At 72.7% G+C, this 12,820-nt stretch carries 17 protein-coding genes; 3 read left to right on the forward strand and 14 right to left on the reverse strand.

Annotated elements, in window-relative coordinates; all coding sequences use genetic code 11:
* The first annotated feature begins 140 nt into the window (after positions 1–140).
* The gene (locus tag D9601_RS17170) at positions 141–893 is read left to right on the forward strand and encodes a hypothetical protein (RefSeq protein ID WP_198355306.1); all 753 of its coding nucleotides are present in this window, start codon (positions 141–143) and stop codon (positions 891–893) included.
* 96 nt (positions 894–989) lie between these two features.
* On the forward strand, positions 990–1,214 hold the full coding sequence (locus D9601_RS17175; protein ID WP_198355307.1) for a hypothetical protein: 225 nt from the start codon (positions 990–992) through the stop codon (positions 1,212–1,214).
* 109 nt (positions 1,215–1,323) lie between these two features.
* Here D9601_RS17175 and D9601_RS17180 read toward each other — a convergent pair whose 3' ends face one another.
* From D9601_RS17180 to D9601_RS19905, 7 genes are all read right to left on the reverse strand, one after another.
* On the reverse strand, positions 1,324–1,548 hold the full coding sequence (locus D9601_RS17180; RefSeq protein ID WP_198355308.1) for a hypothetical protein: 225 nt from the start codon (positions 1,546–1,548) through the stop codon (positions 1,324–1,326).
* Between the two features lie 322 nt (positions 1,549–1,870).
* Positions 1,871–2,215 (reverse strand): hypothetical protein, encoded by a 345-nt coding sequence (locus D9601_RS17185; RefSeq protein WP_198355309.1) that lies wholly within the window; start codon positions 2,213–2,215, stop codon positions 1,871–1,873.
* Between the two features lie 194 nt (positions 2,216–2,409).
* A complete protein-coding gene (locus D9601_RS17190; RefSeq protein WP_198355310.1) occupies positions 2,410–3,393 on the reverse strand; it encodes a DUF2493 domain-containing protein in 984 nt (327 codons plus the stop codon).
* Between the two features lie 442 nt (positions 3,394–3,835).
* Positions 3,836–4,747 (reverse strand): DUF6615 family protein, encoded by a 912-nt coding sequence (locus D9601_RS17195; RefSeq protein WP_198355311.1) that lies wholly within the window; start codon positions 4,745–4,747, stop codon positions 3,836–3,838.
* 359 nt (positions 4,748–5,106) lie between these two features.
* On the reverse strand, positions 5,107–5,499 hold the full coding sequence (locus tag D9601_RS17200) for a hypothetical protein (protein WP_198355312.1): 393 nt from the start codon (positions 5,497–5,499) through the stop codon (positions 5,107–5,109).
* Positions 5,500–5,654: 155 nt separating this feature from the next.
* Positions 5,655–6,155 carry a DUF736 domain-containing protein gene (locus D9601_RS17205; RefSeq protein ID WP_198355313.1) on the reverse strand — a complete coding sequence of 167 codons (501 nt, stop codon included), beginning with the start codon at positions 6,153–6,155 and terminating at the stop codon, positions 5,655–5,657.
* A gap of 184 nt (positions 6,156–6,339) precedes the next feature.
* On the reverse strand, positions 6,340–6,501 hold the full coding sequence (locus D9601_RS19905; protein WP_232474349.1) for a hypothetical protein: 162 nt from the start codon (positions 6,499–6,501) through the stop codon (positions 6,340–6,342).
* On the opposite strand from D9601_RS19905, the gene D9601_RS19910 reads away from it, so the two are divergent.
* A complete protein-coding gene (locus D9601_RS19910) occupies positions 6,500–6,973 on the forward strand; it encodes a hypothetical protein (RefSeq protein ID WP_232474350.1) in 474 nt (157 codons plus the stop codon). The genes D9601_RS19905 and D9601_RS19910 overlap by 2 nt on opposite strands.
* Before the next feature lie 70 nt (positions 6,974–7,043).
* Here D9601_RS19910 and D9601_RS17215 read toward each other — a convergent pair whose 3' ends face one another.
* From D9601_RS17215 to D9601_RS17245, 7 genes are all read right to left on the reverse strand, one after another.
* Positions 7,044–7,400 (reverse strand): DUF6915 family protein, encoded by a 357-nt coding sequence (locus D9601_RS17215; protein ID WP_198355314.1) that lies wholly within the window; start codon positions 7,398–7,400, stop codon positions 7,044–7,046.
* Between the two features lie 11 nt (positions 7,401–7,411).
* A complete protein-coding gene (locus D9601_RS20160) occupies positions 7,412–8,386 on the reverse strand; it encodes a DUF6878 family protein (protein WP_332838043.1) in 975 nt (324 codons plus the stop codon).
* A 104-nt stretch (positions 8,387–8,490) separates the two neighbouring features.
* Positions 8,491–9,471 (reverse strand): hypothetical protein, encoded by a 981-nt coding sequence (locus tag D9601_RS17225; RefSeq protein ID WP_332838044.1) that lies wholly within the window; start codon positions 9,469–9,471, stop codon positions 8,491–8,493.
* A complete protein-coding gene (locus D9601_RS17230; RefSeq protein WP_198355315.1) occupies positions 9,468–9,923 on the reverse strand; it encodes a hypothetical protein in 456 nt (151 codons plus the stop codon). The genes D9601_RS17225 and D9601_RS17230 overlap by 4 nt, the downstream gene beginning before the upstream one ends.
* 58 nt (positions 9,924–9,981) lie before the next feature.
* The gene (locus D9601_RS17235) at positions 9,982–10,803 is read right to left on the reverse strand and encodes a Mom family adenine methylcarbamoylation protein (RefSeq protein ID WP_198355316.1); all 822 of its coding nucleotides are present in this window, start codon (positions 10,801–10,803) and stop codon (positions 9,982–9,984) included.
* A complete protein-coding gene (locus D9601_RS17240; RefSeq protein ID WP_198355317.1) occupies positions 10,800–12,116 on the reverse strand; it encodes a hypothetical protein in 1,317 nt (438 codons plus the stop codon). The genes D9601_RS17235 and D9601_RS17240 overlap by 4 nt, the downstream gene beginning before the upstream one ends.
* Positions 12,117–12,148: 32 nt before the next feature.
* Entirely contained in the window at positions 12,149–12,793 is a 645-nt protein-coding gene (locus tag D9601_RS17245) for a hypothetical protein (RefSeq protein ID WP_198355318.1), read from the reverse strand.
* Positions 12,794–12,820 lie beyond the last annotated feature (27 nt).

Genomic DNA, 12,820 nt, shown 5'->3' on the forward strand with positions numbered 1-12,820 from the left:
ACGCGCGACCGGACGACAAGCACGACACGCGTCGCCGGCGTGGGACCGTGTGGGACAGCTAACTGCCTCTGAACACTCAGGTTTTGGCGCTGTCCCGGAGTGTCCCACACCGTCCCACGCCGCGCGATCCCGCTAAGTCATTGTGGACACACAAGATCCCTGCACCATCCGGTGCGTTCGGTGTGCACTCCCAAGAGCCGTTTTTAGGTCGCCATCGTCGCGTTCGAGCGCTGTTCGTCGTCGTGATCGTAGCCGGCGCGGTTCCGGCCGCCGGCAGGCGGAAATGGACCTCGACGGTCCGCCCAGCGTTTCCTCCTCCCAGTCTAAGAGGGTCGGAATTCGTGACGAGCATCAGACGGAAGATTGCAGCGTTCGACGCTGCCGCGCGTGAGCGAATGAACGATGAATCGTTCGGCCAGGCCAGCGATGCTTTCGATCACATCCTGCCGCCAGAGCTTATGGAGCGCTACTTTCAGGAGCAGGTGATCCCAGCGCTTCGCGAGTATGCCGAACGCTGCCACGGCTCGCGCCATTGCACGATTGGCCTGGTCACCGATATGCGGTTGCCGCTCGACTGGCTCGATCAGATCGGCTGTGCTTGGCCTGTCGGGCTCGCCATCCGGTTATCGCGCAAGGAGGGCATCATCGGCGTTCCCGACGCCAACGATCCATATGTGGCGGTCGTCTATGTCGAACACCGGCAGCGCGCTTATGCCGTGACCAAGATGTGGGGATCGGAAGTCGCCTGGCTTCCCCTCGGCGGTCGCGACCTCGGCCATGACGCGCTGCTCGAACGCGTCCACGATTTCGCCGTCGGCCTTGACCGCTGGGAGCGTCGGCATCCGCCACTCCGCGGGCTCGATCCTTACCCGCGGTTCAGCGCCGCGGCGTAGGTTGTCAGCCGATCGAAGAAACCCTCTTCATCGCCGAGTTCGCGTGGGTATACTCGCACCGTTCACGGCCCGATCAGCTTGAACAGCGAGGCCATCATGGCACGGACATTGGAACAGGAACGCACGGCGCTCGAAGAAGACGAGCGGCGGCTGGAAGAACGCCGACGCGCGTTCGCGGAACGCGAGCGTCAGTCGGCGCTGGCGGCGCTCGAGAAGTCGGGGTTGCTCAAGCTCGGCATCGCGCGGCTGGAGACGCTCGCGGCGACGATCCGCAAACTCGGACCCGACGAGGTCGAGAAGCGGCTCCAGGCCAGGGCCTGACCGTTCGCCGCGACCCTGTCGCGGCACGGGCGCGGGGGGCTCGATGCCCCTCGCGCCCGTTGCTTCTCCAAGCAAAAAAAGGGAGAGGCCGCAGCCCCTCCCTCCCGGATCAGAATTCGTCGTGCATCGCGCCCGGCACGGTGTGGACGATGCGGTCCACCATCGCTCTCGGCAGCACGCTGTAGTCGCCTTCGTCGACCGCGACGTAGATCCCGTCGTCCTCCTCCAGGACGTGCTGGTCGAAGTAGCTGTGGAGCGCGCGGCGTTCGGCGCACGCGACCGCGCTCATGTACGCGGCGTGGTCGGCGACGGCGATGTTCGATGTGATCTGCATGTGAGCCTCCTCTTGTCCTCAAGACGAGGCTCCGGCCGTCATGCGGGTCGGGATCGGGTCAACGACCGCCGGCATCGCCGGCGGCCGCGAAGCGGGCGACGGGGGTGCCGATTTTGTCGGGGTCGCCGTGGAGCGCAGCGGAGCGGTGGCCCCGACAAAATTGGGGGGACCGTCGATCGTTGACGCGGTCCCGGCCCGCATGACACCCTCGGACTTCTGTGAGAGATTTCCCCCTCGGTGGGGAGGGCCCGCGCCGCTCGCCGAGGGCGCGGCGGCGATGGCGGGACGAGCCGGTCGATCCCGGCCCGCCCCGCCCGTCCGATCACCGCGCGGGAGGCCGGCGCGCGGGTCGGAAAGCGTCGGACGTGTCCCCGGCGCAGGCCAGCAGCGCCGAGCCGTCGCCGCGCGGGGTGACCGTCACCGCGCACCGCTCGAACTGCGCATGATCGAGCACCGCGATCACGTCCGTGTCGAAGTCGAAGGTCCGCGCCAGTGCGGCGAGCGCGGCACCGGTCACGTCCGCGCGATAGCCGCCCGGCATCGACCCCGGACACGTGCTCGCGGCGGTGCCGAGCTGGTGCCGGAACGCGGCGGCGGCAGCGGCGCTGACGAGGACCGCGGGCGGCGCGGCGACGGCGGTTGCGCGGCAGGCGGTGGCGGTCGGCATGATCTCGAAATCCTCTCGGTTGCGCCGTTCCCTTCCCTCTCCCCTTTCGTGGCGATGGAGTTGCGCATGTCGTGCGGCGGACGCCGTCCGCTCACCGCGGCGAGCGGGCTCGATGCCCCGAGCCGCGGCCGGCCTGCGGTAAAGGAGAAGGAGGAACCCCGGCGGGTGCCGGGGCTCCTCCGAGAGGCGCGCGGTCAGGCGCGCCGAAGCTCCGCCTGCTGGGCGGCGCGGACGATGTGGAGCGGAACGCCGGCCTGGCGCAGCTTCTGCGCGAGGTTCGACTGGATGCCCGAGCCTTCGCAGACCATCGCCTCGACCGGCTTCAGCGCGACGATGCGGTCGTTGCGGACGAAGGCGGCACGGTTGCCGAGGCTGCGGTCGAGCCGGAACGCGATGGTCTTGACCCCGCGCGACGATGCCCAGGCGCTCGCGATCGCGTCGCAGCCCTTGGTCTGCGCGGTGGTCGCCAGCACCATCTCCGGGATGCGCGCCTTGATCGCGTCGAGCCGCGTCCAGAGCATGTCGTGGTCGTGCCACGCCTGCCCGCCCGAGAAGGCGACGATCGGCCCTTCCGGCGCGAACGCCTCGCGGCGGTTGCGGGCGCGGGCGGCGAGGAAGTCGCGGGCTTCGATCATCGACGCGTTGAGCGCCGACGAGACCCGGCTGCCGCGTGTCGGCGAGAACGGATGCCCGGTCTCGACCCGGTACACTTCGGCGGCGTAGTCGCGCATGCATTCCATCGCGGCGCGGCATCCCTCCAGCGTCTGGCAGAGCAGCTGCGTGTCCTCGAGATCGCGCGCGTAGCCCTCGGACGGATCGTAGGCGCGGGCGAGCTCCCCGAGCTTCTTGGCGGCGTCGTCCTCGCGGCCTTCGATGCGCTTGGCGACGACGTGGAAACTGTTCGCGAACCCCCACGCGAGATCGCGCGCGAATTCCTCCATCCGGGTGTCGCGGAACACGTCGAACAGCGTCTGCATCATCAGTTCGACCGCGGCCCGGGCCTGCTGCGGGCACGGCATCTCCAGCCGCTCCGGCGCGTCGACGATGGCGAGCTTCGCCATCTCCTCGTGCTCGACGAACGCGCCGTCGAACGCCTCGATCGCGGCGTCGCTGCCGCCCCTCGCGGCGACGAAGCTGGCGAGCTGGGCGAAGTCGGTGAACTTGGTGGAACCGGTCATGTTGGCCTCCATGCGGTGGTTGATCTCATCCGATCGATGAGGCCCCTCTCACGGCATGCGGCGGTCAGGTCGGTCAGGGACGGCGGCCCGCCGGGCCGCCGCCGCGCCAGCGGGGAGCGGGGGAACCGATTTTCTCGCGGGTGCCGCGGAGCGTCAGCGGAAGCGGTGCCCGCGTGAAAATTGGGGGGACCGCTCATCCTTGACCGGCCGCCAACCCCGCATGCCAGACTAGGAGGTCATAGAGAGAGTATTTATCCCCCAACGGTCGTCCTGGGGTCCGCCAGGGATCGTCACCCGCGAGGGCGGAGACGCGGGCACCGCGGCTCCGGGAGGCGCAGCCGACTAGAGCCCGGTCCCGCGCCGCGGCGCGGGAGGCGCCGTCTCCCTCCCGTCGGGCCCGAACCGCCCGGTCGCCCGCCCGGTCGCCCGCCCGGTCGCCCGCTCAGTCGTCCGGTCGGCCGCGCCGTCGCGCCCGCGTCGCATCGACGAGGACCACGCCGTCGACCCCCGGATTGTCGCCGGCGAGCTTGCAGCGGACGGCATCGTCGGGCGGCGCCGCGCCCATATCCTCGGCGAGCCCGAGCAGCGGCCGCAGATAGTCCGGCGGCTCGCGCTCCGGTGCCTCCGGCATCGGCGGGAGGTCTCCCACCGGCGTGTCGGGCGAGCGCTCGCGTGCCAGGGCGGCGAGCCGGTTCAGCCCGGCGATCGCGCCGTCGATCGGGTCGCGCTCGGGACCGCCGCCCGCCCCGGCGCAGAGCAGACACCGCCATGCCACCGAGACCTGCGCGAGCGTGTCGAACGTCTTGTCGGGCGGACTGCCCATCACCCGCGGATAGACCGCGCCGAGCGGGGCGACGCTCGCCCCCCAGCAGCCGACGCATTGGTGGCACGCGCAATGGTGGAGCGGGAGCCGCGACGGGTCATCGAGATGGTTGTAGAAGGCGTAGAGTGCCGGGACGCGGCGTCGCACCGACGTCGCCCACAGCCGGTCGATCTGGCGGACCCCGGTGTTGCCGACATAGCGGTCGATATGCGCATAGACCCGGTCGCGGTCGTCGAGCACCTTGGCCTGGACGAGGAAGCGCAGATAGCGGCCGGTCGCCGCATCGTGGAGGCACCATTCCCAGTCGGCGCCGGTCTTGCCCTCCTCGGGCTTCGTGAACGGGACGATGTGGATCGCGCCGGGCAGCTCGGCCGCGAGGTCGAGCAGCACCGTCTCGGTGACGGTCTCCTCCGAGAAGGGGAAGGCGAGCCGCTTGGCGACGCCGCGGCGGTCCCAGATCCAGTGGGCGCTGGCGTAGAGGCCGGTGTCGAGATCGCGGAACGGGCGGCCGAAGCCGGGGTGGTGGACCATGCGGCGACGATAGCGCGCGCTTCGGCCCGGCGCGAGCGGCGGGCGGGTCAGCCGAGGATGTTGACCGCGCGGGCGGCGACGAGCGCGATGGTCGGGAGCGAGATCGCCGCCTCGACCATCATCAGCATCTTCGCGCGGCGGGTGAGCGGCATCGCGTCGGTCGGCGAGAAGGCGGTGGCGTTGGTGAAGGAGAGGTAGAGATAGTCGAGGAAGCCGGGCAGCCAGGCGGCGTCCTCGCCGCCGAGCCCGGCTTGGGGAAACAGGAAGTCGGTGCGCTTCTCGGAAACGACCGCGCGGGTGGCGGGGCCGCCGCGGTCGATGCTCCAGAACCAGAGCGCGAAGACGATGACGTTGATGCACTAGACGATGAGCGCGTCGAGGAGGAGCGTGCGGCCGAGCTGGTGCGAGGTGCCGCGCACGAGGTCGTGGACGAGGTCGGCGAGCGCGGCGCCGTTGATGAGCGTGATGAGCGCGGTGAGCGCGAGGGCGGCGGCGCGGATGGTGCGGCGCGCGCGCAGCACGCGCAGCCAGTGGTGCCGCGTGGTCGCCTGCGCCGCGCTCGCCTGCGTCCAGGCGGTCGCCGCCGCGAGCGGGACGAGCAGCGTCAGCTCGACGACCGGCGCGAACCAGCGCGGGCCGAGCGTCAGGTCGTTCCTGAGGAGGAGCTGCAGCCCGGCGATCGCCGCGACCGCGGCGCGCGCGTACCAGACGTCCGAGGCGTGGGCGTGGATCGCCTTCAGGTCCTGCTCCACCCGTCCTCCGGCCACTGCTGTCCGCTGGGCCGATGCTAGGACCGGCGGCGCGGCGCTGCCAGCCCGCGGCACGCGGGCCCTCGGGATCGCAGGCAAAAAAAGGACCCGCCGCGCAAGCGAGCGCGGCGGGTCCGTCGGTGTCGTCGGGGGCGGGTTCAACCGACGAGCGCGGGCGCGGTCGACTCCCCGAGGCCGTCGTCGCCCGCGGCGCGGCGGCCGCGGCGCTGCCGGCCGGCCGTCTGGTCGGTGGCGTCCTCCTCCTCGGCCTCGCCGGGGAGCGGCGGCAGCGCGTCGTCGCCCCGCGTGGTCGCCATCGCCGCGGCGACGTCGCGCTTGCGGCTCGGGCGCGACCAGACGACGTTGTAGCTGCCGTCCTCCTGGCGGAACGCCGACACGTAGAGCGGCTGGGCGAGGCTCGGATCGTCGATCTTGCCGTTGAGGAAGGTCTCCCCGGTCGCGTTGGAGGCGAGCTCGAAGAGCGCGCCGACCTGGACCCACGACCGCGACGCGGTGTTGAGCGCGTGGATCTCGTACTTGGGCGCCTTCGGGTTGACCGAACGCACCTCGCGCAGCGCGATCGTCATCGCGACCGCGAGCGTCGACACCCGGCCGATGTAGATGCCGGCCTCGTTCTGCTTGATGGAACCGATGTTCATGGCGAAAACCTCCTGATCCGTCTCGAACCCCTTGTCCGTGACACCTCACTCTTCCCCGCTCCTCTTCCCGGCCTCCGGCCGGGTGAGGCGCGCCAGCGCCGATCCGTCGCCGCGCCGCGCGGCGACGGGGTGGTCCCGGGGCGTGGTCCGAGGCTGCCCGGCGCCCCGCGCCGGTGGTCGGCGTTCAGGCGAGCGGTGCCGGCATGGCGAGCCACTCGGGTTCGTCGTCGGCGATCGGCAGGTTGACCCGCGCCGCTTCGGCCTCGGAGAAGACGGCGGCGTCCCTGAGGCGGCCGAAGCCGGTCCCGCCGTTCCAGAAGCTCAGACCGTGGTCGCGATCGCGCATGACGAGGACGAAGCCGTCGACGCCCTCGTCGCGGGTGCGGTCGAGCGCGTTCGAGGCCGCGGCTCGAGCCGTGACCGGCGATGCCCTCGGCGGTGATGACGACATAGCCGCCGCCGAATTCGCCGGCGCGCAGCCGGTCGCAGTCGAGCGCATATTCGAAGCCGCACGGCAGCGCCGAGGGACAGCACCGCCGGATCAGTTCGGCGAGCGTGTCAGGGGCGACCTGGTCGCCGCCGAAATAGACCCCGACCCGGCCGTCGGCGTCGGGGGTGCCGGTGTGGATGTCGCAGTCGAGCGCCGGATAGGCGGCATCGTCGAAGAGCGCGAGGAACCCCGCGAACGGATCGTCGTCGCCCGCCGGGAACGCCGCCGCGAACCCCGCGCCGAGTTCGGCGAACGCCGCGCGGCGCTCGTCGCCCTCGGGTTCTTCGAAGGAGAGCGTCTCGGCCGCGCATTGCGCGGCGTTGAGTAGCGCGGCCTCGGCGGCGGTGACGGTCAGCGTGAATGCGGCCTTGGTGTAGCTGTTGGCCATGGTCGGGCTCCTAATGGGTGGTGTCGGGCGCGGGCGCGCCGGCAGGATTGCCGCGCAGGATCCAGGGCGCGGGCTGAATGACCCGCGCCCAGTCGGCGAAGCTCGGGATGCGGCCGAGATCCTCCGTCACGTGCTGCTCCCCGATCTGGCGGACCGGAACGACGCGTCCCGCGCTGTTGGTGATGGTCACGCCGAAGAGCGTCTCGAGCATGAAGATGCCCTCGGCATGGTGACGCAGCGCGCGGTGCCGCGGATCGGCGATGATCCGCTTCGATTCGTCGAACCATTGGTGGAGCGGCAGATAATCCTCGGGGATGCCGCCCCAGCGGCGCACCGAGCTCAGCGCATGATGATAGCAATGCGACATGGCCGGGCTCCTCACAGCTGGGTGGTGAAGAGTTCGGAGTCGGTGAAATAGACGTTGTGATCGAGCGTCGCGGTCCGCGCCGCGACGTCGATCGTCACCGTCCCGAACGCGCCGTCGTTGTTCTCCCAGCCGCTGTGATAGGCCGCGAGCGCCTCGGTCCCGATCTCCTCGAGCGCGGCCTCGAGGCTGGCGACGTCGACGACGACGCTGCCGTCGTACCCAGAGACGTAGCGCTCGCAGGCGACCGCGGGGAGCACGACCGGCGCGCCGGCGGCATCGTCGGCGCGGACCTCGTTGATCTGGCCGCTGTCGCCGCCGCCGTCATAGGCGATCACGACCGTGGCGATGCCGTGCGCGGCGAGGATCGGCGCCGCCGCGGCGACCGCGGCGGCGGTCACCGCGCGCGATACCGCCATGCCGTCGAGCGGCGCGCCGGCGGCATCGGCGAACCGCGGGTCGCGCGCGACCGCGACCGCCGGCGCGCCGGGTCGGACGCGCTCGGCGAACCGCGCGGCCTCGGCGGGAAAGGCGGCGGCGAGATGGGCGTGGGCCTCGGCGAAGGCGGGTAGCGGGAAGCTGCCGTCCCAGCCCGGACGGGTGGTGGCGAGCGCGCCGATGACGATCTCGGCGAGCTCGGTCCGCGGCGCGGTGCCAACGACGCCGCCGTAGATCACCGGCGGGGTGAATCCGGCCTCGGTCCAGGTCGAGAGGCCCGTGGCCACGGCGTCGCGATAGGCCGCGATCGCCGCCGCGTCGCCCGCCGCCGGGTCGGTCGCGAGCCCGAGCGTGCGATAGCGCCCGAAATCGTGCGCGTGGTCGAGCGCGATGAAGCGGCATCCCGCGGGCGGCGGCCCGTAGCGCGCGATCAGCGCGGCGCGCAGGACGTCGACCTCGAGCGCGTTCAGCGCGGCGAAGCCGGGGGTGCGGCCGAGCTGCGCGCACGGCTCGCGGGCGGGGGCGCCGCCGAGATCGATCGGGTGCGACATGGGTTCTTCTCCTCGCATTGGAACTGCCTCGCCGCGCCCCCTCCCCTCTGTCCGGCCACCGGCCGGGTCGCCGCCCGTCGTCGCTGCTGGCGGTCGTGCCGGGGTCATTGCAGCGCGGCGTCGGGCGCATCGCGCAGGCCGGTCGCGGACAGGCCCTCCTCGAACCGCTCCAGCCACGAGCGCATCGTCGGCCGGTCCTCGACGGGAATAGCGGCGGCGACGTCCTGGAAGCGGACGAGGTCGAGCGGCGCGTCGCGCGCGATGCGATCGATCTCGACCGCGGGCAGCAGCCGCTCGTGCCGGATGAAGTCGGTCATCCGGCCCGGGCGCGCGCGCGTGGTCTTGCGCCACAACCCTTCGACCGTGCGCAGCCGCGGCGCGGCGCGCGCCTCGATCAGGACGATGAGGCGCAGGCACCAGGCCGGCAGTGCCCGGACCTCGGCCGGGGTCATGCCGAGGCAGAACCAGCACGACGACTTGACCGGAACCGGCAGCCCCGCGGCCTCGATCCGTGCCGCGCAGCGGGCGCGATCCCAGCCCCATTCGCGCAACGGATAGCGGCAGGTGAAGCGCTCGCTCTCGATCCCCGCGGCATGGGCATGGCGCTGGCTGTCGCGCGGCCCGGCGTCGTAGCCGATCAGGCGGACGACCTTGTCGCCGCGCGCCCACGCCGCCTGCGCCGGTGCCCAGTCGCGCAGGAACGCCTCCTGCGGCGCCGCCTTGAACTTGAGGCTGCACGAGTGCCGCCCCAGCGCGATGCTCGGCAGCGTCGCGTTGGTCAGCAAATTCTCGAGCAGCGAATAATAAGGCGGCCAGTTCTTGAACCGGCGCGGGACGTAGCGGACGATCTCGTGGCGCAGCCCGTGCGCGCGCATCCAGGGGCGGATCACCTCGAGATACTCGTAGGTCCTGGGGTTCTCGGCCCCGGGGTCGGCGGTGAGCACGAGATCGGGCGGCTCGCCGCGCGCGACGAGCTCGACCAGCATCGCGGTGCTGTCGACGCCGACGCCGTAGGCGAGCACCACGGGCGGCGCGGGGGCGAGCGCGAGGCGGTCGGGCGTGCGCGCCACGGCCTCGGCGGTCACGCCGCGGCTCCGTCGACCAGCGTCAGCGGCGGCACCACGAACGCGGCGCGGGCGAAGAATGCCTCGATCGCCGCGAGCGAGCCGAGCCGACGAACGTCGGCCACGCCGATCGTCACCGCGTCGCCCTCGTTGGTCTCGAACGTCTCGGGCGCGCCGTCGCCGACGTGAACGACACGCTCGGGTCCGAACGCGCCGGCGCAGCTGCCCGAACGCCTGACATAGGCCAACCCGTGCGTTTCGCAGAACGCCTCGAGCGCGTCGAAGACGCCGCCACGTAGTTCGTAGGCGCAGATCTCGAGCGGCGCGCCGTCGCGCATCGCTTGTCCGTCGAGCGGGTCCTCGTCCCAGCCCGCGAAGCCGCCGTCCTGCCGGGCGGCCTCGCACAGATCGTCGAGGAGGGCGCGGCGCAGCGGGCCGCCGATCAGGATGGAGGCGGAAGCACGATCGGCCATGACGGGTCTCCGGTGGGGTTGGGGGTGCGAAGGCGTGCTGCGCGGCCTCGGCCGGCGGTCAGGCAGGCTCGGACGGCGCGGTCGCCGCCGGTCGCCACGCAGCGTCGGGGCGCGGATAGGCGAGCCGCGGCAGCGTGCGGCCGCGCGAACGCGCGGTGCGGGTCAGCTCGAAACAATAGGTGAAGAGACCCGCCTGGCGCGCGCGGACGAGGCGGCCGGTGCGCTTCAGCCGTTCCAGCCAGCGCGCCGGGTCCTCGCCGCGGAGCGGCGGCGGCATGCCGAGCGCGCGCAGCCGGTCGACCCCGCCGCCCGCGCCCCGCTCGCCGCCGCGGATCTTCGACAGCGTCCGTTCGGAGACGGTCGTGGCGCCGACCCGCCAGACCGTGCGCGGCCGGCTGATCCCGCGATAGGCGCCCGACAGCGCGGCATAGACCTGCCCGACATGGCCGAAGCGGGGATCGCTGTAGCTGACCACGGCCTCGATCGACGGGCGCTCGCGACGCAGCAGCCGGAAGGCGCGGCTGACGAAGAAGCTCTCGCCGTTGCCGGCGACGCTCGGCAGGCACAGGAGCCGGGCAAGCACGCAGCCCCGCTCCGGTTCGGCGAAGCCGGTGTGGGCAGTGACGACCGCGCCAACCGCGGGCACCCCGAAGACGGCGATGCCGGCGAGGCTCGCGCGGCCGCCCGGGCCGGGGCCGAACAATCCGGCGGCGAGGTGCGCGGCGGGATAGGTCGCGAGATAATGATGGCGGGCAACGAAGGCGCGCGCGATCTCGGCCTCGACCAGGTCGACGGCATAAAGTCGCGGGTCGATGACGCTCGTGTCGTCGACGAACAGGCTGCGCCGCTCGCGCCAGCGCTGGCTGCGGTCGGTGATCATCGACCCGGTCCCGCCGGCGCCCGATCGGTTCCGCCGGCAGCGAGCCGCGTCGCCCCGGCGAACCGCCGGAGCAGCATGGTCATCGCCGGGCGCAGCTTCGCCTTGGCGGAGACCGTCTCGGCGGGCGCGAGCGGCACGCCCGCCACGTCGACATAGCCGGTGGCAGGCCCGCCCCCGGCGAGGCCAATCTCGATCCGGTGGCCGCGAGGATGCGCCGGTCCGACGTGGCGTACCGTGAATTCGCCGAGCGCGGCGCTCAGCCCCTTGGCCGCCTTGGCCCAGCGGATGTGGCCGGCGCCGATGCTCGCCCCGGGCGCGAGGCCGCGGGCGAGCCAGGCGACGAAATGCGCCTTCTCCTGGAGCGGCGTGTTGCGGGTGCGCTCCATCGTCCGGCACAGCGGCAGCGCCGCGGCATGGGCGTCAACGACGGCGAGCCAGCCGCCCTGGACGGCGACGAGGATGTCGTCGATCTCGCGGCCCGCGAGCAGCGCCGCCAGCTGCGCGCGAAGCCTCGGCGCGGCCGCCAGTGCCGCCACCGTGGCGGTCGACGGCGTCGTGGCCCGGTGCGGCACCGCAAGCGCCGCGGCGACGAAACCGGTCTCGCCGATCACCACTGCAAGGGCCGCATCGGCGCCCGGCGTGGCGCGGAGGCGGCGCAGGAAGTCACCGTCGAACGCGGTCGGGTCGCCGGTGCGCCAGGCCTCGCGCGCGCTCAGGATCACCATGCGGCGGCCCCAGCTCGCCCGCCGCGGGCGGTCGCCCGGCGCGGGCCAGTCGCGCGGCAGCGGTCGCGCCGGCACCGACGGCGGCGCGACCGCGGGGGAAGCGACGAGATTGGCGCGCCGCGCGGTGTCGAACAGGTCGTCCGGACGCCCGCCGCCGTCCGCGAAACCGATCGCGTACGGCGTGGTCCCACCGCCACCCCGCCGGTCGCGGAACGGCCACCCGGCCTCGGCGGCATGACGGCCGTCGGCATAGGCGACCGCGGCATCCCAGTCGTAGCCGCGCGCGTCGCGGGCGTGGAGGATGTGGCGCTCGCGCGGCTGGGGCTGCCCGGTCGCCACACGATCGGCGACGAACGCGAAGTTGCCGCGCTGCCGTTCCGCTTCCGCCCGATCGCGGATCGCGTCGTTGACCGGCCGCATCGCGGCGACGCGGGCGCGTGTCCGGGCCATCCGGTCGGCGAGCGGCGCGGTCGGCGGGAGGTCGGGAAAGTCCTGCCAGGCGGCGGCGATCGCGGCGGCGTGGTCGGGATCGCGGCCTCGGGCCAGCCAGTGGCCCGGATCGGCGGGATCGAAGACGGGGTCGGACATGACGTCTCGCTCCTGACGGGAGGGGCGCCGGATCAGGCGAACAGCCGGTCCTGCTCGGCGGCGGCGGGTGCGAGGGCGAGTTCGCGGCGGATGCGCGCGGCGAACCGGTCGGGCGCGAGCAGCTCGCGGATCGACGCCCAGCGGTTGCGGTCGCCGTGATGGTCGCGGCGTCCGCGCACCCGCCGGAAGCAGATTTCGTGATCCGCGCCGAGCGCGCCGAGCCCGAGGCTGACCCAGACGTCCTCGCCGTGCAGCGTGATCTCGCCCGAGACGGCGACGCCGCCCTTGTTCGAGCGGATCTCGTAATCGGCCTCGGCGAGCCCCAGCGCGTCGGCGAGCCGGCGCATGGCGCGCCGCCCGTCGGCATCGAACAGCGTCTTGGCCGCCTCGTCATAGGCGACGCCGCGCAGCGCCAGCGTGAGCAGTGCCGGATGGCGCCGCAGCTCGGCGACGGCATCGAGGCAGCGACGCCGCAGCACGGCATCATCGGCGCGGTCGGCGCAGACCGCCGCGAAATGCCGCGCGAGCAGGGCCAGTGCCGCGTCGGTCTCGACATCGACGCCGGCGTTGCGGCAGTCGCGGACCGCGGCCTCGACCGCGTGGAGCGTCCCGGCGATGGTGGTCAGCGCGCTCGGATCGAGCGCCTGCTGGTGGCGGAAGGCGACGTCGTACGGCATGGGGCGGCTCCGGTCTCTCGAGCGCCT

The sequence above is a fragment of the Sphingomonas sp. MA1305 genome (genome assembly GCF_016107325.1).
Classification (GTDB): Bacteria; Pseudomonadota; Alphaproteobacteria; order Sphingomonadales; family Sphingomonadaceae; genus Sphingomonas.